Source organism: Actinomadura sp. NPDC048394, from assembly GCF_040651755.1.
In the GTDB taxonomy this organism is placed as follows: Bacteria; Actinomycetota; Actinomycetes; order Streptosporangiales; family Streptosporangiaceae; genus Spirillospora; species Spirillospora montaniterrae.
The window spans coordinates 95,151-116,819 of record NZ_JBEZJL010000026.1 but is presented as its reverse complement, the minus strand read 5'-3'; the positions used below and the strand labels follow the sequence as shown (position 1 = coordinate 116,819).

Genomic DNA, 21,669 nt, shown 5'->3' with positions numbered 1-21,669 from the left:
GACTCACTGGTTGGGGGTTGCGCCGACGTTGGGGGCGGCGCCGTTGCCGTCCTGCTGCTGGCCGCCGCCGTCGGAGGTCTTCGTCGGCGCCGGGGTCTGCGGGGTCTCCGGCGTGCTGGGCGCCGAGGACGTCGGCGCGGTCGGCTCGGTCGGCCGCTGCGTGGTGGGCGGCGCCGTGGTGGGCGTCCCGGTCGACGGGACGCCGCCCGACGGGCTCTCGCTCGGCGTGGCACCGGACTTCGTGACGTGCGTGGACGGGGTGGGCGACGTCGGGGAGTCGTCCGTCCCGCCGCCACCGCCGCCACCGCCGGTCAGCGCCTTGCTGATGGTCGTGCCGTTGCCCGAATTGCCGATCGGCGAACCGGTGGCCGCCTCGTAGACCGTGATGCCGCCGATGACGATCGCGAAGATCGCCGCGGACGACACCACGAGCTTCACCCAGTGCTGCTTGACCCAGTCGATCGTGCCGTCGAGCGCGGACCGGCGGACGACCTCGCGGACGGCGTCCGGGCCGGCCGCCGCCGCGAGCGCGTCCGCGACCGTCTCCGCCGGGGTCCGGTCCAGGCGCGTCGCGTTCGGGTCGCCGCCGCCGGACAGGCCACCGCCGCCGGAGAGGTGGCCGGGCAGGTTCAGGTCGAGGCGGGTCGCGTTCGGGTCGAGGCGGGTCGTGCCCGGGTCGTCCGCCGGCCACACCACGGTCCGTGTCGGGTCGGCGCTCCGCGCCTCCGCCGCCGCCTGCTCCGCCGCGCCCTGCCGGTGCACCGCCGCCTGGAGGTGCGTCAGGTCCTTGATCTGGTTACGGCCCTGGTCGAGGTAGTGCTTGACGACCGCGGAACCCGCCGTCGACATCACGCTCATCAGCCCGGCGCCGATGATCGTTCCGTAAACCCCCAGGTAGGACGCACCGACGGCGGCGACCAGCGTCGCCACCCCGCTGGCGATCAGCTGCGTGGTGCTGACATCCGGCAGCTTGCCGCGCATCGACCCTTTCACCCCTGTTCGCTCGCCCGAAACCCCCGAAAACCAAACTATTCGGAAGATCAGGGTGTTCCTGCCACAGACGTGACGCTCCTAACCTCGAAGCGGTGGAGCGCGCCGCCGGGCTCAGGCACAGTGTGGAAAAGGATGCACAAGAATGCGGCAGGGCGCCCCCGGCGCCCCCGCGACACCGGCAAGCTAGGTCAGGTGCCCTCTTCGGCCTCGTGAAGGGGGCTTCGAGAGCGGCGATGTTCGGACATGCCGGGTACGGTGCTGGCAGCAGGTGTGTCCGGAAGAGAGACTCGGGAACCCGGGGGAAGGGCACGCATGCGCCCTCGGCGGGCAACGGGCGACCGGCCGGTGAGACCGCGGCCGGACGGTCCGGCGCCCTCCGTGCCGTCAGGACAGGGCAGGAAGGACACGCATGCAGGAGCTGCGCCTCGTCGCGGTCAGCGAGGACGGTACGTACCTCGTCCTGGCCACCGCGGGCCGAGGCACCCGGTTCACCCTGCCCGTCGACGACCGGCTCCGCGCAGCGGTCCGTGGGCACTTCTCCCGCCTCGGCCAGTTCGAGATCGAAGTGGAGAGTCCCTTGCGTCCCAAGGAGATCCAGGCCCGCATCCGGTCCGGCGAGACGGCGGAGGAGATCGCCGAGTCCGCGGGCATCCCGGTCGAACGCGTCCGCTGGTTCGAGGGCCCGGTCCTGCAGGAACGCGAGTACATGGCGCAGCAGGCGCAGCGCGTCGCGGTGCGCCGCCCCGGCGAGACCACGCTCGGCCCGCCGCTCGGCGAGACCGTCGAGGAGCGGCTCGGCCGCGGCGGCGTCGACCTCGAGGAGGTCGAGTGGGACTCCTGGAAGTGCGAGGACTCCACCTGGCGCGTCCGCCTGTCGTTCTTCGACAACGGCCGCCCGCACGCCGCCGAGTGGTCCTTCGACCCGCGCCGCCGGCACGTCTCCCCGCTCGACGAGATCGCCGCCCGGCTCACCGCCGTCGAGTGGGACGACGAGACGCTGTCGGACACCGTCACCCCGCTCGTCCCGCGCCGTCCCGCGATGAAGGTCGTGCAGAACGACCGGCCCGCGCACGACCGGGACGTCTCCGCGCGCGGCCTGCCCGCCGAGCCCGAGCAGCCCGCCGCGCCCGGCCCGCTGCGCCCCGCCGAGCCGCCGCAGTACATCGTCGAGCGCGGCCGCATGGTCGACCCGCGCCCCGCCTTCCGCGACGCGCCGCCCGGCGAGGGCGCGCCGCTGCGCGAGGCGTCCCGTCCGCTCTCCTCCGACGGCCCCCGCGAGGCGCCGCGCCTGCGCGAGGCCGCCGAACCCGCCCGTCCCGCCGACGAGGCCCGGCCGCGCGACGGCCGTCCCGCCCGCGAGGAGGAGCCGCGCGTCCCGCAGGCGCGCCGCGAGCAGCCGCAGGCCGCGGCTCAGCGTCCCGCCGACGCGGAGCAGCGCGACGACGAGCCCCGCGCGGACGTGCAGGACGAGCAGGTCCAGGACGAGCGTCCGCAGGGTGCGAGTGAAGAGGCACGGCCGCGCGAGGACGCTGAGAGCGCCTCGGCGCGTGAAGACGCGCACGCCGACGAGGACGCGGCCGCTGGCGAGGACGCCGAGGCGCGCCTTGAGGAGGCGCCGGACGGCGAGGAGAGCCCGCGTCCCGCCGCGAGCGAGGACGCGCCGGCCGAGCGGCCTGCCGCGGAGAGCCCGAGCGCCGAGGACGAGGAAGCGTCCCGCCAGGAGGAGGCGCCGACCGAGGAGGCCCCTGCCGCCGAGCAGGAGCGTCCGGCCGAGGACGCGCAGGCGCCCGACGAGGAGGCCGCCGAGGAGCCCGCGGCCCGCGACGCCGCCGAGCAGCAGGCGGAACCGTCCGTTGACGACGCCCCGGCGCCGGAGCGCGTCGCGGAGCCCGCCGCGGAGAAGGCGGACGCCGAGGCGTCGGAGACCGCCACGGAGACCGAGGAACGGCCGGCGGAGAAGGCGGAGCCGGCGGCCGCTCAGGCGCCGGACGAGCAGGCCGCGCGGCCGAAGCCGGCCCCGCCGCAGCCCGCCCAGCAGCAACCGTCACAGCAGCCGGCACCGCAGCATCCGGCGCGGCGCGAGCCGTCCCGGCCTCCGGCGAAGAAGAAGCCGGCCCGGCCCTCGATGCCCGCCGCGCAGGACAAGCCGGTCACCGGTTCCCCGGCGGCAGCGGCGGCGGAGGCTCCGGCGCAGCGTCCGGCGCGGCCCCGCCGCAAGGCCAAGGGCAAGCGCGCCTCGGTGCCGTCCTGGGACGAGATCATGTTCGGCGCCCGCCGCCCCGAGTGACCGCCGCCGGGGTCACGCCCGGGGCGCGGTGCCCCCTTGCGGGGGCGGTTCCGGCGCCGGGCGCTCGATGAACGGCGCGAGCCATTCGGGGGTGATGGCGGCGGCGAAGGCGACGGCGTCCGACTCGGACATGTCCGTCGCGGAGTAGCCGCCGTCGCCCGCGCCCGTCGCGACGAACAGGGTGGCGAGGCCGAGCCGGCGCTGGAACAGCGTGCGGCGGATCCGCCAGCCGATCACGGCGCCGTGGTCGACGACGACCTGGCGGCGGCGCAGGGAACCGGACCGGACGGTGAGGCGCGTGCCGTCGGAGGCGTGCCCCAGCTGGCGGTACCGGTCCAGGCCCAGCGGCACGGCGAGGACGGTGAGGGCCGCGCAGACGTAGGCGACCCACGGCTGGCCCGCGAGCACGGCGATCGCGGCGACGGCGGCGAGCGGCGCGACCGCGCGCGCGACCCGCCGGCCCCGCGCCGCGCGCGGATGCGCGACCAGCGGGCCCGGGACGGCGCCGAGGACCCGGGACGCGAGGTCCTCGGCGACGGGGCGGGGCGCGGCGGGCAGCAGCCGGCCGCGGTGCGCGGCGTCCCCGAGGCCGGTGATGAGCGCGCCCAGCCGGACGACCCCGGCGCGCCGTTCGAGGGGGTTGTCGGACAGCTCGACGCCCCGTAGCCGGCGGCGTTCGAGGGACACCGCCCGCCGGGTGAGCACGCCGCGCTCCACCAGGATCGAGCCGTCCCGCTCGTGCACGGTGAAGTCCCAGTTGAACAGCGCGAACACGATCACCGACATGACCGGCATGGCGACGATCATCAGGGCGAGGAGCGCGACCGCGAGCGCGGGGGCCGCCCCGGCGACGTCGTGTCCGACGGTCTCGACGCGCTGCCGGGTGATGAGCCCGAGGTCGTCGCCGACGTTGTAGAGGGTGCCGAGCACGCTGCCCGCCAGCGCGAACGGGGTGAGCAGGTAGGCGCCGCTGAGCGGGGCGTACAGGTACCAGCGCGGCGTCACGCGGGCGAGGAGGCGGCGCGGCGGGCGCCGGTCGGCGGACGGGCGGGCGAGCAGCACCCGCCGCAGCCGGTCGGCCTCCTGCCGGGACACGGCGTTGAGGGTGCCCTCGCCGCCCTCCGCCCCGGCGTCGATGTGCACGACGGCGAGGCCGAGCAGCCGCTGCGGGAGGGACGCGCTGACGTCGACGCCGCGGATCCGGTCGCGCGGGATGCTCTTGACGGACCGTCCGATGAGGACGCGGCGCAGCTCGATGCGGTCGCCGTGCAGGACGTAGGTGAAGGTGACCCAGCCGGCGACGTGGAACGCCAGCCCGAACGCGAGCCCGGCGAGGGTGAAGTAGAACGCGGTGGACATGCCGCCGACGAGCAGCCCGGTGGCGCCCGCGGCGAGCAGCGCGATCAGCTCGCGGACGGCGCCCACCACGAACGTCAGCGGGTGCAGCCGCCGCCGGCGCGCCCCGGCCGCGACGCCCGCAGCGGACTCGCCGGACGCGACGGCCGCAGCGGACTCGCCGGACGTGGCGGACACACCGGGCGCGGCAGGCGCGCCGGGCGCGGCAGGCGCGGCGGGCGCGGCAGGCGCGGCGGGCGCGGCAGGCGCGGCGGGCGTGGCGGGCGCAGGGGGCGCGGCGGGCGGGCGGTCCGCGGCGGCGGGCTCTCCGGCCTCGGGGCGGACGCTCACGTCGCGTCGTCGCGGAGGTCGTGCGCGCGGTGCGCGAGCTGCTCGGCGAGGCGGGTCGCGACGTCCGCGGGCAGGCCCGCCACCTCCGACGAGCCGGTGTGCGACGCGGTGTTGACCTTGATGGTGGCGAGGCCGAGCAGCCGCTCGATCCAGCCCTGCTCGGTGTCGACGGTCTGGATCCGGCTGACCGGCACCAGCAGCCACTCGCGGCTGAACCAGCCGGTGCGGGTGTAGACGACGTCGGCGCTGACCTCCCAGCGGTGCACCCGGTACCGCCACACGGGCGCCGCGGTGACCATGAGGAACCCGGCCGTCCCGACGATGTACGGCAGCCAGCCGACGCGCCCGGACAGCCAGCCGGGCATGCCGCTCCACCCCGCGTCGCCGAGCCAGGCGGCGACGCCGAGCGCGAGCCCGAACGCCAGCCCCCACAGCAGGAGGTACTCGATCGCCCAGTGCGCGATGGCGCGCGGCGACACCCGGTGTTCGGGCGGCCGCAGCCGCGGCGGGTGCGGCCCCCCGCCGTCCTTGTGGTGACTGCGCCGCACCGACGTCACACCGCGAGTCTAGAACGTCCGGAGAAAACCGGGCGCTGCCAGCGTTTTGTCAGTACCGGCTGCGAAGGTGGCCGGACGTGCCCGGGGAGCCGCCGGGGGCGGCGGAAAAGTGGATGCGGACGGACCTGGGGCACGCATAGGTTGGCGGGTCCGTCCCCGTCGGGCGGGAATGTCCGGCAGACCGAGTCCTAGGAGATCACATGTCCTACGCGATCCAGGCCGACGGCCTGGTGAAGCGGTTCGGTGAGACCAGGGCGCTGGCCGGCGTCTCGCTCACCGCCGAGCCCGGCACGGTGCTGGGCGTCCTCGGCCCGAACGGCGCCGGGAAGACGACGGCGACGCGGATCCTCGCCACGCTGATCGAGCCGACCGAGGGCAGCGCCCGGGTCGGCGGGTACGACGTGGTGAAGGACGCGCACAAGGTGCGGCAGCTGATCGGCCTCACCGGGCAGTACGCCGGGGTCGACGAGATGCTCACCGGCACCGAGAACCTCATCCTGATCGGGCGGCTGCTCGGCATCTCGCGGCGGGCGTCCCGGGCGCGCGCGGCGGAACTGCTGGAGCGGTTCGAGCTCACCGAGGCGGCCGAGCGCGCCGCCAAGACCTACTCGGGCGGGATGCGCCGCCGCCTCGACCTCGCGGCGAGCCTCGTCGGCCGGCCGGAGTTCCTGTTCCTGGACGAGCCGACCACCGGCCTCGACCCGCGCAGCCGCGGCGGCCTCTGGGACATCGTCCGGGGCCTGACCGACGACGGCGTCACCGTGCTGCTCACCACGCAGTACCTGGAGGAGGCCGACCAGCTCGCCGACGACATCGTGGTGATCGACCGCGGCCAGGTGATCGCGCAGGGCACGTCCGACCGGCTGAAGGAGCAGGTCGGCGGGCAGGTGCTGGAGCTGCGGCCGATCCGGGAGGCGGACGGCGAGGCCGCCGCGCGGATCGTCGCCGACCTCACCGGCGCCGAGCCGGAGACCCGGGACGGGCTGGTGTCCGCGCCGATCACCGACCCGGCGCTGATGCCCGCCGTCGTCCGGCGGCTCGACGACGCGGGCGTCGCGGTCGGCGAGCTGTCGCTGCGCAAGTCCAGCCTGGACGAGGTGTTCTTCGCCCTCACCGGCCACCACACCGACGACATCGACGCGGAGGCCGGCGCGCTCGAGCAGGCCGCCGACCGGGAAGGGGCGTCGGCATGACCGCCACGACGTTCGCGCCGCAGGACCTCGCCAAGCGCGTGTCGCCGGGCATCGCCGTCCGCAACACGCTGACGCTGGCGTGGCGCAACCTCGTCCAGATCAAGCACAACCCGATGGAGCTGCTGGACCTGTCCATCCAGCCGATCATGTTCGTGCTGCTGTTCGCGTACGTGTTCGGGCCGGCGATGGCCGGCAGCGTGCACGCCTACCTGCCGATCGTCATCCCGGGGATCATCGCGCAGAACGCGCTGTTCGCCGGGATGAGCACCGGTTTCGGGCTGAACACCGACATCACCAAGGGGGTGTTCGACCGGTTCCGCAGCCTGCCGATCTCGCGGTCGGCGCCGCTCGCGGGCCGGATCATCGCCGACACCGTCAAGCAGGCGTGGTCGATGCTGATCCTGCTCGGGGTCGGGTTCGCGATCGGGTTCCGGGTGCACACCGGCGTCCTGCCGGTGCTGCTCGCGTTCCTGCTGCTCCTCACGTTCGCGCTGCTGTTCTCCTGGACGTCGGTGTACATCGCGATGAAGGTCAACGAGCCGGAGAAGGTGCAGATCTTCGGCTTCGTGGTGATCTTCCCGCTGAGCTTCCTCAGCACGGCGTTCATCCCGACGACCAAGGGCATCCCCGGCTGGCTGGCGTTCTGCATGGACAACAGCCCGGTGACGCAGCTGGTCGCGTCCATGCGGGGCCTGCTGGTCGGCGGTCCCGTCCTGGAGCACGCGTGGATCGCGCTGGCCTGGGGCGTCGGGATCTCCCTGGTCTTCGCGCCGCTGTCGCTGCGCGCGTTCAAGAAGCGCGCCTGATCTTCCCGAGGGCGGTGAAGGCGAGGGCGGCGGCGGCCAGGCCGGTGACGGCGGCGGCGAGGTAGACGTGGTCGAGGCCCTTGGCGGTGTCGTGCGGGGCGTTCTGGAAGAGGACGCCCAGGGCGGCGACGCCGAGGGTCTGGCCGAGCTGGCGGAAGGTGGTCATCGCGCCGGCGGCCATCCCGCGCCGCTCGGGTGGCGCGGCCGTCATGACCGCGGCGCCCATCGCGGGGATCATCAGGCCGACGCCCGCGCCGGTCACGACGAGCCCGAGCGTGATCGAGGACGCGCCGGAGCCGCCGTCCAGGTGCGCCTGCAGCGCGCAGCCGACGCCGCTGAGCAGCAGCCCTCCGGTGACCGCGGTCCGCGGCGGGACCCGGCGCCCGCTCACCGTGGAGACCGCGAAGGTCGTCAGGGCCATCGGCATCAGCGCGAGGCCCGCGCGGACGGGGCCGAGGCCCACCGCCGACTGGAGCCAGATCGAGGTGTAGATCAGGCAGGCGAACGCGGCCGACGAGGCGAGCACGCAGATCATGACGGCGGAGAACGCGGCGTCGCGGAACAGGCGCAGGTCGAGCATCGGGTGGCGGCGGCGTAGTTCGAGAGCGACGAACGCGGCCAAAGCGGCGAGCGCGGCGCCCAGGCCGGCGAGGACGGGGGGCGCACCCCAGCCGTCCGTGCCAGCCCAGGTCAGCGCCGTGGTGAGGGCACCGGCGCAGACGGCGAAGAGGGCCATGCCGGCCGGGTCGAGGGCGGCGGGCCGCGCGGCGCGCTCCCCGGGGCCGATCGCCTTCACCGTCAGGACGAGGGTGAGCAGCGTGACCGGCAGGTTCACGAGGAAGATCGCGCGCCAGCCGAGCGCGGCGGTGAGGACGCCGCCGAGCATCGGCCCGGCCGCGCCGCCGAGGCCGCTGACGGCGCCCCACACGCCCATCGCCGTGCCGAGCGCGGGCCCCTGGTAGACGGCGCCGAGCAGGGAGAACGCGGTGACGGCCATGGCGGCGCCGCCGATCCCCTGGACGGCGCGGGCGGCGATGAGCGTCGCGGCGTCCGGGGCCAGCGCGCAGCCCGCGGACGCGGCCGCGAAGATCGCCAGCCCGGCGGTGTAGGCGGCGCGGTGCCCGTACCGGTCGGCGAACGACCCGGCCGGGAGCATCAGCACGGCGAGGACGAGCGTGTAGACGTTCGCGACCCATTGCAGGCCGGACAGGGAGGTGTGCAGGCCGCTAGCGACGCTGGGCAGCGCGACCGCGACGATCGTGGTGTCGAGGATGAACATGAAGGAGCCCAGGCAGACCGCGGCGAGCGGCGTCCATCGGCGCATCGGAGGCTCTCCTTTCGCTTGAAGACCTCGACAGCGTCGGCGGCGTGGGCACGCGTCCGCCAAGCAGGAACGGGATCACGGCGGAATCCGTCATCTATTACTGTCGATTGATGGATGACGTCACGCTGGACGAGATCGACCGCGGGCTCGTGCACGCGCTGCAGATCGACGGGCGGGCCCCGTTCAGCCGGATCGGCGAGGTGCTCGGCGTCTCCGAGAACACCGTCGCGCGCCGGTACCGGCGACTCCGCTCGTCCGGCGTCCTGCGGGTCACGGGCACGGTGAACGGCCCGCGGCTCGGCTACACCTCATGGACGATCCGGCTGCGCTGCACCCCGGACGCCGCCGGATCCATCGCGGGCGCGCTCGCGGCCCGCGACGACACCTCGTTCGTGCACCTGCTGTCCGGCGGGACGGAGATCTCCTGCAACACGCAGACCCGGTCGGCGGACGAGCGGGACGCCCTGCTGCTGGAGAAGCTGCCCCGTACCCGCCGCGTCATCGGCGTCTCGGCGCACCTGCTGCTGCGGAGCTACGCGCTGCCCGGCACCTGGCTCGGCCCGGCGGTGCTGTCCGACGAGCAGGCCGCCCGGCTCCGGCCGCCCCCGCCGGAGGACGGGACGCAGCCGATCGAGGTGGGCGCCGCCGACCGGGCGCTGCTCGCCGCGCTCGCCGCCGACGGCCGGGCCGGGTACGCCGACCTGGCGAAGGCGACGGGATGGTCGGACTCCACGGTCAGGCGCCGCGCCGAGGCGCTGCGCGCCGCGGGCGTCCTGCGGTACCAGGTCGACATCGAGCCGGCGCGGCTCGGCTTCCACGCCGAGGCGCGGCTGTGGATGGCGGTGCGGCCGTCCGCGCTCCAGGACGTCGCGACGGCGATGGCCGCGCATCCGGAGGTGTCGTTCGTCGCGCTCACCACCGGCCCGACGAACCTGGTCGCGGTCGTGAACTGCCGCGACACCGAGGACCTCGCCCGCTACCTCACCGGGCGCGTCGCCTCGCTGGACGGCATCGCGACGCTGGAGAGCGCCCCCGTGATCCGCACCGTGAAGCGCGCCGGCCCGCCGCTCCCCCTCTGATCAGCCGGGCGGGCGGTGCATGGTGGACGCGGGCGGCCGCTCCAGCGCGAACTCGCCGACGACGTCGTCGAACGTCCGGGCCGCGCCGCGGTCGTAGGCGGCGGTGTAGGCGGCTTCGCCCAGGTCGTCGCGGACGGCGGTTTTGATGGCGAGGACGTCGGGCAGCGACAGGTCGGGGCCGCCGCGCAGCCCGTCGGCGGTGCCGAGCAGCACGGCCGCCCGCTCCGGGTCGCCGAGCAGCCGCGCCCGTTCGGCCAGGCCCGCCAGGACGTACGACAGGATCGGGTAGTCGCGGGCCCGGGCGGCGCCGCGCACCGCCTCGTCCAGCCGGGCGGACGCCTCGTCCATCGCGCCCATCGCCATGTCGAGCTGCGCGCGCGAGCACAGGACCATCGCGCGGAACTGCGGCGGGCCGGGGATGTCCCTGGTCAGCTCCTCCGCGCGGGACAGCCGGCGCCGCGCCTCCGCCTGGTCGCCGGAGCGGCGCGCGAACTCGCCGAGCTGGTAGTGCACGGCCGCGACCTCCTCCGTCCGCCGTGACGCGTCGACGCCCTGCACCGCCGCGAGCAGCAGCGCCTCGCCGCGCTCGCGCTCGCCGACGAGGTCCAGCTCGTTGGCCAGCTTCATGTGGACGTGGACCAGGGCCGCCGTCCCGCCGCCCAGCTCGGCGTTCAGCCGCAGCGACTCCTCGAACAGGGCGACGGAGCGGCGGTGGTCGCCGTCCTGGCCGGCGATCTCCGCCTGCGCGGCGAGCGTGAACGACAGCCCCCACCGGTCGCCGGCCTCGCGGAACGCGGCGAGCGCCCGTTCGCAGTCCTCCTGCACCCGGCCGGACCAGCCGAAGTTGTGGGCGATCTGGCCGCGGATGAAGTACGCCAGCCCGCGGACCCACGGGTCCGGGTCGTCGAGCAGGCCGTCGACGCCGATCGCGGTCGTGTCGTCCCAACCGACCGTGTACATGTCGATGGTGGTGAGCATCAGCCGCAGCACCGGGTGGAGGCGCGCGGGATCGCGGCCGGCGCACAGGGCCCTGGCGCGGGCCAGCCAGCCGAGCACGCGGTCGCCGTCGAGCTGGTTGTCCAGCGAGGCCATGGCCCCGAGCGCGAGGGCGCGGGCGGTGGTCTCGTCGTCCGGGACGTCCGGGAGCGGGAGGACGTCCGCCAGGTGGTCGGCGCCGTCGCGCAGCTCGCCGCGCAGGAACCAGTACCAGCCGAGGGCCGCGCAGAACCGGACGGCGGTCGCCGCGTCCCCGGCGGAGATCGTCCAGCGCAGCGCCGCCGAGATGTTGTCGTGCTCGGCGGTGAGGCGGTCCAGCCACTCCAGCTGCTCGGCCCGGTACAGGTGCGGCTCCGCCTCCTCGGCCAGCCGGACGAAGCAGCCGGCGTGCGCACGGCGGACGTCGTGCTCCTCGCCCGCCTCGGCCAGCCGCTCCGCCCCGTAGGCGCGGATCGTCTCCAGCATCCGGTAGCGGGGCTCGCCGTCCGCGCCCGCCACGGTCACCAGGGACTTGTCGACCAGCGCGGCCAGCGTGTCCAGGACGGCGTCGCGGTCGAGGCCGGGACCGGCGCACACCTGCTCGGCGGTGTCGAGCGTGGCGCCGCCGGGGAAGGCGGCGAGGCGGCGGCACAGCGCGCGTTCGGGCTCGTCCAGCAGGTCCCAGCTCCACTCGACGACGGCCCGCAGCGTCCGGTGCCGGGGCATGGCGGTGCGGCTGCCCGCACTGAGCAGCCGGAACCGGTCGTCCAGCCGGGTCGCGACCTGCGCGGGCGTCAGCGCCCGCATCCGCGCGGCGGCGAGTTCGATCGCGAGCGGGATGCCGTCGAGCGCGCGGCAGATCCGGACGATGGGGGCGACGTTGGCGGCGGTGACGGCGAACCCGGGCGCGACGGCGGCGGCGCGGTCGGCGAACAGCCGGACGGCGGGCCGGGCGAGCGCGTCCTCCGGCGCGGCGGACGGCGGCGGCGCCTCCAGCGGCCCGACGGGCCAGAGCGTCTCGCCGGTGATGCCGAGCGGTTCCCGGCTGGTCGCCAGGATCCGGACGCCGGGGCAGCCGGCCAGGACCCGGTCGGCCAGCCGGGCGGCGGCGTCGAGCAGGTGCTCGCAGTTGTCGAGGACCAGCAGCATCCGCCGTCCCGACAGGGCGGTGACGACCCGGTCCAGCGGATCGGGCGGCGCGGCGCGCTGGCCGGGCCTCGGCTGCGGCGCCTCGCGCAGCCCGAGCGCGGTGAGGACGGCGGCGGGCACCTCCCCCGGGTCGGTGACCGGCGCCAGCTCGACGAGCCAGGCGCCGTCCGGCGCGGTTGCGGGGCCGGGGTCGCCGTAGCGGCGGGCGGCCTCGACCGACAGCCGGGTCTTCCCGGCGCCGCCGGGGCCGGTGAGGGTGACCAGGCGGGCGCCCGCCAGCAGCGCGCCGACCCGCTCCAGGTCCGCGCCGCGTCCGATGAAGCTGGTCAGCGGCGCGCTCAGGTTGCCCTTCGCGGGCTCCGGGCGAGCCTCGGGGCGTCGCTCCGGGCCGGACGCGGCGGCGGGCGCGGGCGCCGGACGGGCCGCCAGGGCCGGGTCGCGGCGCAGCACCGCCAGGTGGACGGCCGCCAGCTCGGGCGACGGGTCGACGCCGAGGCCGTCGGCGAGGGCGCGCTTGGCGTCCTCGTACCGGGTGAGCGCCTCGGCCTGGTGGCCTGCGGCGTACAGGGCGCGCATCAGCAGCGCGGTGACGGGTTCGCGGAGGGGGTCGCCGGCGGCGAGGGCGCGCAGCTCGGGGATCAGCTCGTCGTGCCGGCCGAGGGCGAGGTCGGCGTCGATGCGCTCCTCCTGCGCGGCGCGGCGCAGCGCGTCCAGCCGTGCGGACGGCGCGTCGGCGAACCGCAGCCCGGCCGCGTCGGCGAGGGCGGGCCCGCGCCACAGCGCGAGCGCCTCGCGCAGCCCCGCCGACCGGGCCGCCGCGTCGCCGGCGCGCCGCGCGTCCGCGACCCGCGCCTCGAACGCGTGCGCGTCGACGCTCTCGCGCGGCAGGACGAGCCGGTACGCGCCGGACCGCGACTCGACCGCCGCGCGGCCGATCGCGGCGCGCAGCCGCGAGACCAGCGACTGCAGGGCGTTCGGGGCGCCGCGCGGCACCGCGTCCTCCCAGAGCGCGTCGACGATCCGCTCGGCGGGCAGCAGGGCGCCGGGGTCCAGGGCGAGCAGCGTCAGCAGCGCCCGCAGCCGCGCTCCCCCGACCTCGACGGGGGCGCCGTCCGCACGCACCTCCAGGGGCCCCAGGATCCCGATCCGCACACCGGCGATTCTCCCCCACCGGCGGACATGCCGGAGCCCCGGCGGTCACGGGGACCGCCGGGGCTCCGGATGCCGGGCGAGGGGGGCGGGTCAGGCCGCCGGCTCGCTCGACTTCGCCTTCGGCTTGATGTCGTCCAGGGCCGCGAGCTCGAAGTCGGCGCGCGGCTGCTCGACGCTGGCCAGCGAGACGGTCTCGCGCTTGAGGAACAGCGCGAGCGTCCAGTCCGCGATGACGCGGATCTTGCGGTTGAACGTCGGGACCATCGCACCGTGGTAGCTGCGGTGGAAGAACCACGCGGGCCAGCCCTTGAGCTTGAAGCCCATCGGGTTCGCGACGCCCTTGTGCAGGCCGAGCCCGGCGACGGCGCCGAGGTTGCCGTGCACGTACGGCTTGAGGGCCTTGCCGCGCAGCGACCGGACGATGTTGTCGGCCAGCACCTTGGACTGCCGGACGGCGTGCTGGGCGTTCGGCGGGCAGAACATCCCGTCCTGGGTGAGGTCGGGGATGGCGGCGTTGTCGCCGGCGGTGAACGCGCGCACCAGGCCCTCGATGGTGAGGTACTCGGTGCCCTTGACGCGGCCCCGCTCGTCCACCGGCAGGTCGCCGTGCCGGACCACCGGGGACGGCTTGACGCCCGCGTTCCACACCAGCGTGCCGGCCTGGAAGCTGCTGCCGTCCGACAGCTCGATCTGGCCGTCCACGGCGGACTGCAGGAAGGTCTTCATCTTCACGTCGATGCCGCGGCCGCGCAGCTGCTCGGCGGTCCACTTGCCCATGTCGGGGCCGACCTCGGGCAGGATGCGGTCGGCGGCCTCGACGAGCATGAACCGCAGGTCCTGCGGGGTGACCTTGCGCATGTACTTGGTGGCGTCGCGGGTCATGTCCTCGAGCTCGGCGATCGCCTCGACGCCGGCGAACCCGCCGCCGACGAACACGAAGGTCAGCGCCTTGCGGCGGAGGTCGACGTCGTCGGTCGACTCGGCGATCTCCAGCTGCTCCAGCACGTGGTTGCGCAGGTGGATGGCCTCGCCGACGGTCTTGAGGCTGATGCCGTTCTCGGCCAGCCCGGGGATGGGCAGCAGCCGCGGCACCGCGCCGGCGGCCATGACCAGGTAGTCGTAGGAGATCCGCTCCGGCGGCCCGGCCAGCGGCTGGACGATCGCCCAGCCCTCGTCGTGGTTGAGCTCGGTGACCCGCGCCTTGCGCACGGTGCAGCGGGGCAGCACCCGGCGGAGCGGGACGACGACGTGCCGCGGGGAGATGTTCCCGGCGGCGGCCTCGGGGAGGAACGGCTGGTACGTCATGTACGAGTTGGGGTCAACGACGGTGACCTTGACCTCGCCCCGCTTGAGCTCCTTCTTGAGCTTCTTCTGCAGGCGCAGGGCGGTGTACATGCCCACATAGCCGCCACCCACGATGAGGATGTGGGGAGCGCCAGGGGTCTCCTCGGCGGTCCTGGCCATTGCGGCCTCCTATGTCACGGTCGGCTTGTGAAGACATTCACAAACTAGCCGATGGAACGTGCTCGACACCAACCGAGAACCAGGAAAGAACACGAAAACTTCCCGATCCGGCAAAGTGGAGCGTTACCAGGCGTGTGAAACTCGCCACTCCTTCCCAAAAATTCGCCTGGAACGGGGCAAACCACGCATGACGCAACTCACATCGCGGTTGACGAGCGGCGCCACGGCCGCGGGCGGCCGAAAGGCCCGTTCCACACCCGGGGAAGCCCTAAGGTTGGGCCGGACGAGAAAGGGGGCGCCACCGGCGCGGTGCGCGCGGGACCCGGATGACGGCGATCCGGCGGCGCGCAGCGTACGATCTCGCCCGGGAGCGTAACGAATGAAGAGCAGAGACCGGCGTCCGATCCTGGCCGCGGCGGGCGCCCTCGCGCTCACCGCGGCGCTGGGCGGCTGCGGGCTGATCGGCCAGCCCCAGAACAAGAGCGCCGAGCTGTCGGAGTGGTTCACCGTGACCAGCCCGGTCTTCCGGGATGGGCGCGACTTGCCCACGCGGTACGGCTGCGCGAAGTACCCTGGCGGCGAGGGAAAGACCCCGCCGCTGCACTGGTCGGCGCCGGCCGGGACCAGGTCGTTCGCGATCGTGATGGACGACCCGGACGCCCCGGAGGGCGCCTACGTGCACTGGGTGATCGCGGGGATCGACGGCACGACCAACGAGCTCGTCGAGGGCGCCGAGATCCAGGGCGCCGTCGAGGGGCTCACCACAGGCAAGAAGGCGGGATACGCGCCCCCGTGCCCGCCCAAGGGAGAGCGGCATCGGTACCGGTTCACCATCTACGCGCTGGACGGTCCGGCGCCGTTCCGCCAGGGCGCCAAGCTCAGGGACTCGCTCGGCGCCATCGCCGAGCACACGGTGGGCCGCGGCCGGATCACCGGGAACTTCGGCGGCAATCAGGCGCGTTGACCGTGGAGCCTCCGGGCGCCGGGGTCGGCGCGGACCCCTTCGGGGGGCTGGAGCCAACAGGGGTGTGCGGGTGGCCCGAACGGGCCGGCCGGTACGCGTCGGGTGAGGGTAAATGTGCGCGAAGGGTGTGACAACGGTCATAGCGGTCGGACAGAATCGGACCTACTCCGAGGATGACCGACCGCCGGCGACGAACGGGCCCGACCCGCGGACCGCGCCGACGACTCTCGCCGGGCCAAGGCATTGGGTGGTGGCATGACTTCTTACATCGTGGTCTTCGGCCTCATTGTGGTCGTGGTCCTGGTGGTCGTCCTCGTGGCGCTCGGGCTGCGGGCCAGCAGGGCCGGCCGCGACGACGACGACTGGATGGACGACGAGCCGCAGCAGCAGCCGCGCGGCCGCCGCGGCGTCCCGCCGCCGCCCGACGACATGGGCGTGCAGGACGACGGCTACGGCCCCGGGTACGACCAGGGCTACGGCGGCGCCGCCCCCGACCCCGGCTTCGACCGGCGCGTCGCCGGCGGGCCGCTCGCCGCCCCGGCCCCCGCCGCTCCCTCGTCCCCGCCGCCGCCCGCTCCCGGCGGCCAGGCGTCGGACGAGATGGAGGACGACGACTACTGGGCCACCATCACCTTCGACAAGCCCAAGTTCCCCTGGCAGCACGGCCAGGAGGCGGGCGAGCCGGACCCGGCGGCCGACCCGCTGAACGCCCAGCACGCCGCCCAGCAGGCGCAGGCGACCCAGCACGTGGCGCCGCCCGAGCAGCAGCCCGCCGTCGAGCAGCCCGGCCTCACCCAGCCGGTCGCCCTCGGCGCGGACGGGACGATCCTCAACGGCCTCGGCGGCCCGTCCGGCACCGGCCCGCAGCAGGTCCCCGGCGGCGGCTTCCAGGGCGCCACGCCGTTCGCCGCCGACCCCGGCTCCACCTCGCACGACCCGATCCCGGCGGACCTCGGCGCGCTCGGCGGGCCGTCCGGCACCGGGCCGCAGGCCCCCTACGGCGTGCCCGACCAGCAGGTGTACGGCGGGCAGGAGCCGCAGCCGGCGTACGGGGCGGCCGACCAGTACGACCCGTCCTACGGCGGCGCCGAGCAGTTCGGCGGGCACGGCGACCAGCCGCACTACGGCACGCAGGACCAGCCCGGCTACGGCGACCAGCCGCAGTACGGCGTCCCCGACCAGCCCCAGTACGGGTCCCCGCACGAGCCGTCCTACGGCGACTTCGGCGGCGACCCGCTCGGCTCGCGTCCGGCGGGCGGGCGCCCGGACGCCTACGACCTGCCGCTCGGCTCGTCCGCGCCGCAGCCGCCGGCGCCGCACCAGGCGCCGCCCGCGGCGGACCCGCTGGGCCTGCCGCTCGGCCGCACCGAGGAGCCCGTGCGCGGGTTCGGCGAGAGCACCGGCGGGCTGCCCGGCCCGGCCGAGGCGATGCCGCCCGCGCCCCCGGCCGCTCCCCCGGCCCCGGCCGCTCCGGCGGCGCACGGCGGCCTCGGTGGGGCGCCGTCCGGCGGATCGGGCTCCGACACCGACAACCACAAGCTGCCGACGGTGGACGAGCTGCTCCAGCGCATCCAGACCGACCGGCAGCGGTCCGCGGGCGGCCCGTCCGGGGACTCCGGCGGCTCGTACGGGTCGCTGAACGACCCGCTGAGCGACCCGCTCGGCACCGGCTCGTTCGGCACCGGCTCCGGCGCGGGCACGGGTTCGGGCGGCGGCTCCGGCACGGGCCCGTGGCCCCCGCCGGCGTCCGGCGGCGCGACCGGCTCCGGCGGCGGCTTCGACGGCGGGTACGGCGCGTCCGGCACGGGATCCGGTGCCGGGTACGGCCAGGGCTCGCACACCGACGGGTACCCGACCGCGCCGGCGTACGGCGAGTCGCCCCGCTACGACGACCCGCTGAGCGGCGGGTCGCGGGAGCCGTACGGTTCCGGCGGGCAGGGCGGCGGCACGGGCGCCTACGGCGACTTCAGCGGCAGCAGCTACAACGGCGGCGACCCGCTGGCCGCGCCGCACGACCCGGGCGCCACCCAGGCGTACGGCTCGGGGTACCCCGGGTCGTCGCAGCAGGGCGGCTACCAGCAGGGCGGGCAGCCGAACGACGGCAACCCGTACGGGTCGCGGCAGCAGCCCGACGACTGGGAGAACTACCGCCGCTGACGCGGCACCGCGCAAGCGACGGGACGAGGACCGCCGGTTTTCTGGCGGTCCTCGCTCGTTTCTCCGGCACGCGTGGTTCGTTTCTCAGGCACGCGGAGGGCGGCGCGGGCGGTGCGTTCGGGGGCGCGATACCGGAGAATCCTGATTGGATACGGAGAGTGACTTCAAAGCCACTCAATGCATCTGCACTGCGCCGGGACGTGCTCGCGTCCTTCGTCGTGTTCCTGGTCGCGATCCCGCTGTCGCTGGGCATCGCGGTCGCCTCGGGCGCGCCGGTCGCCGCCGGGCTCGTCGCCGCCGTCGCCGGCGGCGTCGTCGCCGGGCTGGCCGGCGGGTCGCCGCTGCAGGTCAGCGGCCCGGCCGCCGGGCTGACCGTGCTGGTCGCCGACCTCATCGCCGGCTACGGCTGGCGGGCCACCTGCACGATCACCCTGCTCGCCGGGCTGCTGCAGGTCGTGCTCGGGCTGAGCCGGGTGGCGCGCGTCGTGCTGGCCGTGTCGCCCGCCGTCGTGCACGGCATGCTCGCCGGGGTCGGGGCGGTGATCGTGCTCAGCCAGGTCCACGTCGTGCTGGGCGGCGGCCCGCAGGAGTCCGCCGTGGCCAACCTGCGGGAGCTGCCGGGGCAGCTGCTGCACCCGGCGCCGCACTCGGCGCTCGTCGCCGCGCTGACCGTGCTGGTGCTGCTGGGCTGGTCCCGGCTGCCGCGCGGCGGCCGGCTGCGCCTGATCCCCGGCCCGCTGCCCGCCATCGCCGCCGCCACCGCCGCCACGTGGGCGTTCGGGTGGCGGGCCGACCGGGTGGACCTGCCGGAGACCCTCCTGCACGGCTGGGGCCTTCCGGAGCTGCCGCACGGGTCACCGCACGGCGTCGCGGGCGCCGTCGTCTCGCTCGCGGTCGTGGCGGCCGTCGCGTCGCTGCTGTGCAGCGTGGCGGTCGACCGCGTCCGGCCCGCCGGGGTCGCGCCCACCGACCTCGACCGCGAGCTGGCCGCGCAGGGCGCCGCGAACGCGGTGTCCGGGCTGCTCGGCGGCCTGCCGGTCGCGGGCGTGATCGTCCGCAGCACCGCCAACCTGGAGGCGGGCGCCCGGACCCGGCTGTCCGCCGTGCTGCACGGGGTGTGGGTGCTGGTGCTCGCGGTGTCCTGCGGGCCGGTCATCGAACGCGTCCCGCTGTCGGCGCTGTCGGCGCTGCTGGTGGTGCTCGGCGTCCGGCTGGTGGACCCCGCGCGGATCCGTGACCTGCGCGACCATCGGGAGGCGCCCGCCTACGCGGCCACGTTCGCCGGCGTGGTCGTCCTCGGCCTCGGCGAGGGCGTGCTGCTGGGCATCGCCGTCACGGCGGTGCTGGCGCTGCGGCGGCTGACCCGGCTCACCGTCCGGACCGAGCGGCTCGTGCCCGCGCCCGGCGACGGGGACGTCCCGGCCCGCTGGCACGTGGTCGTGGAGGGAACGCTCACGTTCCTCGGGGTGCCGAGGGTGACGCGCGCGCTGCGGTCCGTCCCGGCGGGGGCCGGCGTGGACCTCGACCTCAACGTCGACTTCATGGATCATGCCGCCTTCGACGCCGTCCACCAGTGGCGGCTGGCGCACGAGCGCCAAGGAGGCAGGGTCGACATCGACGAGGTTCACGAGGGTTGGTATGAAAGAGGGGTGACAGGTGATTTGTCTTCGCCGCGTAAGTCGTCCCCTACCGCACGCTGGTGGGCTCCATGGGCGAATCGGCAGCGACGCTCCGCGAGCGCCGCCGAGACCCCGTCCCCGACCTCCGTCCTGCTCGACGGCGTCCGCGAGTACCACGACAGCACCGCCGGGCTGGTGCGGCCGATCATGGCCGAGCTGGCGATGGAGCAGAAGCCGGAGCTTCTCTTCATCACCTGCGTGGACTCGCGCGTCGTTCCCAACATCATCACCGCCAGCGGGCCGGGCGACCTGTTCATCAACCGGAACGTCGGCAACTTCGTCCCGCCGCACGGCTCGGCCGTCCCGGACGACTCGGTCATGGCGACGGTGGAGTACGCGACCAACGTGCTGGACATCCGCACGATCGCGGTCTGCGGGCACTCCAACTGCGGCGCGATGGCCGCGGTCATGGCGGGCGGCGAGGAGGTCGCGCACCTGGAGGGGCTGTCGCGCTGGCTCCGGCTCGGCGGGCCGACCCTGGAGCGCTTCCGCGCCGAGCAGGACCACGGCGACGACCCGCTGGCCCGGCTGAGCCAGGTCAACGTGATGCAGCAGCTCGACCACCTGCTCACCTACCCGTGGCTCCGGGAGCGCGCCGAGGCCGGCGAGCTGGAGCTCGTGGGGCTCTACTTCGATCTGAAGTCCGCGACGGTCAAGGTCCTCGATCGTGCCGAGGGGAAGTTCGCCACGATCCCGAACCACGTCCCGGAGTCGGCCTACCGGAACCCCGGCGACCGCAGGTCCTGACACCTGACGCGTGAGGGTCTCCGGGGCGCTGCCCCGGAGACCCTTTTTTCTCACCGTCCGACCAGCTGCTCCCCGCGCATCCGGCCGTCGTCCTCCGTCCTGCCGTCGTCGATCGCGGGACGGACGTTCCGCGGCGAACCGCGGTGGTACAGGGCGCCCTCCTGCCGCGGGTCGCGGACGTACACTCCGGTCACCCGCCGCGCGGCGCGCGCGCCGCGGCCCGCCGGGGGCGTGAAAAGCGTGTCGCTGCGGCTGGCCCGCGCGAAGACCGCGAGGTAGACCAGGGCCCCCAGCACCCCGGTCAGCACGAGGGCCACGAACACGATGATGATGGACATCAGCGCTCCTCTCCACGGGGCGGCCACCGCGCCCCGCCGCCTCCCGCCGAACCGGCGATCAGCTCTACAGATGACGTTAGGCGCGCTCTTTCAGGTCGTTTGTGTCGTGTGACCCGAAGCCGCCGAGATCCACGCCACTCGGCTCGCGTGCGAGGTTCCCTGCACATCTCAGCTCTGGACGCCCGAGCGGCGCACTGTAGGATGTCCTACGTCCTACGGCAGGAGGTCCGGCCCCGTGAGCACCGGTTTCGATCCCGACATCGCCGAGTGGCTGCGGCACCGCGCCGCGGACCCGACGGCCGCCGACGAGTCCGTCGAGGGCGCGCGCCGCCACTCCCTGGCCGTGAACGAGCGGTCGCTCGCGCTGCTGCCGGACCCGCCGGTCCCGTTCGCCGAGCGCGCCACCGCCCTGGAGACCGCCTCCGGACCGGTGCCCGCGCTGGTCGTCGAGCCCGCCGCCCGGCCCGCCGAGGCCGCGGTCGCGTTCTTCCACGGCGGCGGGTGGATCGCCGGCGACCTGCGGACGCGCCGGCAGCACATGCGCCGCCTCGCGGTGGAGTCCGGCGCGGCGGTGATAGGCGTGGACTACCGGCTCGCGCCCGAGCACCCGTTCCCGGCGGCCTTCGACGACTGCCTCGCCGCGACGCTGCACCTCGCCGAAACCCGGACCGGGCCGCTCGCCGTCGCGGGTGACAGCGCGGGCGGCCAACTCGCCGCGTCCGTCGCGCTCGCCTGCCGCGACCTGGGCGTCCGCCTGGCCGGGCAGCTGCTGGTCGTCCCGGTCACCGACGTCACGGGCGGCTACGCCGATCCGGACGTGAACGCGCGCTACCCGTCCCGGGCCGAACGCGCCGACGGGTACGGGCTGACCATGGCCGGGATGCGCTGGTTCGCCGAGCTGTACCGCCCGCCGGGACGCGGCGACGACCGGCGGGTGTCGCCGCTGCGCGCCGCGGACCTCGCGGGCGTGGCGCCCGCCGCGGTCCACACCGCCGGCTTCGATCCCCTACGGGACGAGGGCGCCGCCTACGCCGCCGCGCTGGACGCCGCCGGGGTCCCGGTCGTGCACCGCGACTGGCCGACGCTCAACCACGGCTTCTTCGGCCTGGGCGGCGTCTC

14 protein-coding genes and 1 pseudogene are annotated in these 21,669 nt (G+C 75.2%); 8 read left to right on the top strand and 7 right to left on the bottom strand.

The genetic code is table 11. The features are described from left to right. Positions 1 to 3: 3 nt before the first annotated feature. Entirely contained in the window at positions 4 to 981 is a 978-nt protein-coding gene (locus AB0C78_RS20785) for a hypothetical protein (protein ID WP_360750251.1), read from the bottom strand. 421 nt (positions 982 to 1,402) lie between these two features. On the opposite strand from AB0C78_RS20785, the gene sepH reads away from it, so the two are divergent. Further along, positions 1,403 to 3,280 (top strand): septation protein SepH, encoded by a 1,878-nt coding sequence (sepH, locus tag AB0C78_RS20780; RefSeq protein WP_360750249.1) that lies wholly within the window; start codon positions 1,403 to 1,405, stop codon positions 3,278 to 3,280. Positions 3,281 to 3,292: 12 nt separating this feature from the next. Here sepH and AB0C78_RS20775 read toward each other — a convergent pair whose 3' ends face one another. Together AB0C78_RS20775 and AB0C78_RS20770 are read right to left on the bottom strand one after the other, a co-directional pair. Continuing rightward, entirely contained in the window at positions 3,293 to 4,966 is a 1,674-nt protein-coding gene (locus AB0C78_RS20775; protein ID WP_360750247.1) for a PH domain-containing protein, read from the bottom strand. Then, the gene (locus AB0C78_RS20770) at positions 4,963 to 5,523 is read right to left on the bottom strand and encodes a PH domain-containing protein (protein ID WP_360750245.1); all 561 of its coding nucleotides are present in this window, start codon (positions 5,521 to 5,523) and stop codon (positions 4,963 to 4,965) included. The genes AB0C78_RS20775 and AB0C78_RS20770 overlap by 4 nt, the downstream gene beginning before the upstream one ends. Positions 5,524 to 5,723: 200 nt before the next feature. Between AB0C78_RS20770 and AB0C78_RS20765 the strand changes: the two genes are divergently transcribed. Together AB0C78_RS20765 and AB0C78_RS20760 are read left to right on the top strand one after the other, a co-directional pair. Next, positions 5,724 to 6,716 carry an ATP-binding cassette domain-containing protein gene (locus AB0C78_RS20765; RefSeq protein ID WP_360750243.1) on the top strand — a complete coding sequence of 331 codons (993 nt, stop codon included), beginning with the start codon at positions 5,724 to 5,726 and terminating at the stop codon, positions 6,714 to 6,716. Continuing rightward, positions 6,713 to 7,522: an ABC transporter permease gene (locus tag AB0C78_RS20760; protein ID WP_360750241.1), complete on the top strand. Its 810-nt coding sequence runs from the start codon at positions 6,713 to 6,715 to the stop codon at positions 7,520 to 7,522. Before AB0C78_RS20765 ends, AB0C78_RS20760 begins: the two co-directional genes overlap by 4 nt. Here the strand turns inward: AB0C78_RS20760 and AB0C78_RS20755 are convergent. Then, on the bottom strand, positions 7,506 to 8,846 hold the full coding sequence (locus tag AB0C78_RS20755; protein WP_360750239.1) for an MFS transporter: 1,341 nt from the start codon (positions 8,844 to 8,846) through the stop codon (positions 7,506 to 7,508). The genes AB0C78_RS20760 and AB0C78_RS20755 overlap by 17 nt on opposite strands. A gap of 110 nt (positions 8,847 to 8,956) precedes the next feature. Here AB0C78_RS20755 and AB0C78_RS20750 point away from each other — a divergent pair, with 110 nt between their 5' ends. Then, a complete protein-coding gene (locus tag AB0C78_RS20750; protein WP_360750237.1) occupies positions 8,957 to 9,925 on the top strand; it encodes an Lrp/AsnC family transcriptional regulator in 969 nt (322 codons plus the stop codon). Here the strand turns inward: AB0C78_RS20750 and AB0C78_RS20745 are convergent, their stop codons facing one another. Both AB0C78_RS20745 and AB0C78_RS20740 read right to left on the bottom strand, forming a co-directional pair. Further along, positions 9,926 to 13,201, bottom strand: coding sequence for a BTAD domain-containing putative transcriptional regulator (locus tag AB0C78_RS20745; RefSeq protein WP_360750235.1), 3,276 nt, complete (start codon positions 13,199 to 13,201; stop codon positions 9,926 to 9,928). A 90-nt stretch (positions 13,202 to 13,291) separates the two neighbouring features. After that, the gene (locus AB0C78_RS20740) at positions 13,292 to 14,665 is read right to left on the bottom strand and encodes an NAD(P)/FAD-dependent oxidoreductase (protein WP_360750233.1); all 1,374 of its coding nucleotides are present in this window, start codon (positions 14,663 to 14,665) and stop codon (positions 13,292 to 13,294) included. 379 nt (positions 14,666 to 15,044) lie between these two features. Between AB0C78_RS20740 and AB0C78_RS20735 the strand changes: the two genes are divergently transcribed. The 3 genes from AB0C78_RS20735 (at position 15,045) to AB0C78_RS20725 (ending at position 20,212) form a co-directional block, all read left to right on the top strand. Further along, entirely contained in the window at positions 15,045 to 15,629 is a 585-nt protein-coding gene (locus tag AB0C78_RS20735) for a YbhB/YbcL family Raf kinase inhibitor-like protein (RefSeq protein WP_151541383.1), read from the top strand. A 255-nt stretch (positions 15,630 to 15,884) separates the two neighbouring features. Beyond that, positions 15,885 to 17,786, top strand: a complete 1,902-nt coding sequence (locus AB0C78_RS20730) for a hypothetical protein (RefSeq protein ID WP_360750231.1) — start codon at positions 15,885 to 15,887, stop codon at positions 17,784 to 17,786. Between the two features lie 158 nt (positions 17,787 to 17,944). Further along, a complete protein-coding gene (locus AB0C78_RS20725; RefSeq protein ID WP_360750229.1) occupies positions 17,945 to 20,212 on the top strand; it encodes a SulP family inorganic anion transporter in 2,268 nt (755 codons plus the stop codon). Between the two features lie 50 nt (positions 20,213 to 20,262). Here AB0C78_RS20725 and AB0C78_RS20720 read toward each other — a convergent pair whose 3' ends face one another. Further along, entirely contained in the window at positions 20,263 to 20,550 is a 288-nt protein-coding gene (locus AB0C78_RS20720) for a hypothetical protein (RefSeq protein ID WP_360750227.1), read from the bottom strand. Positions 20,551 to 20,785: 235 nt separating this feature from the next. Between AB0C78_RS20720 and AB0C78_RS20715 the strand changes: the two are divergent. Beyond that, a pseudogene (locus tag AB0C78_RS20715) lies at positions 20,786 to 21,640 on the top strand (alpha/beta hydrolase); the annotation flags it as partial. Positions 21,641 to 21,669: the final 29 nt, after the last annotated feature.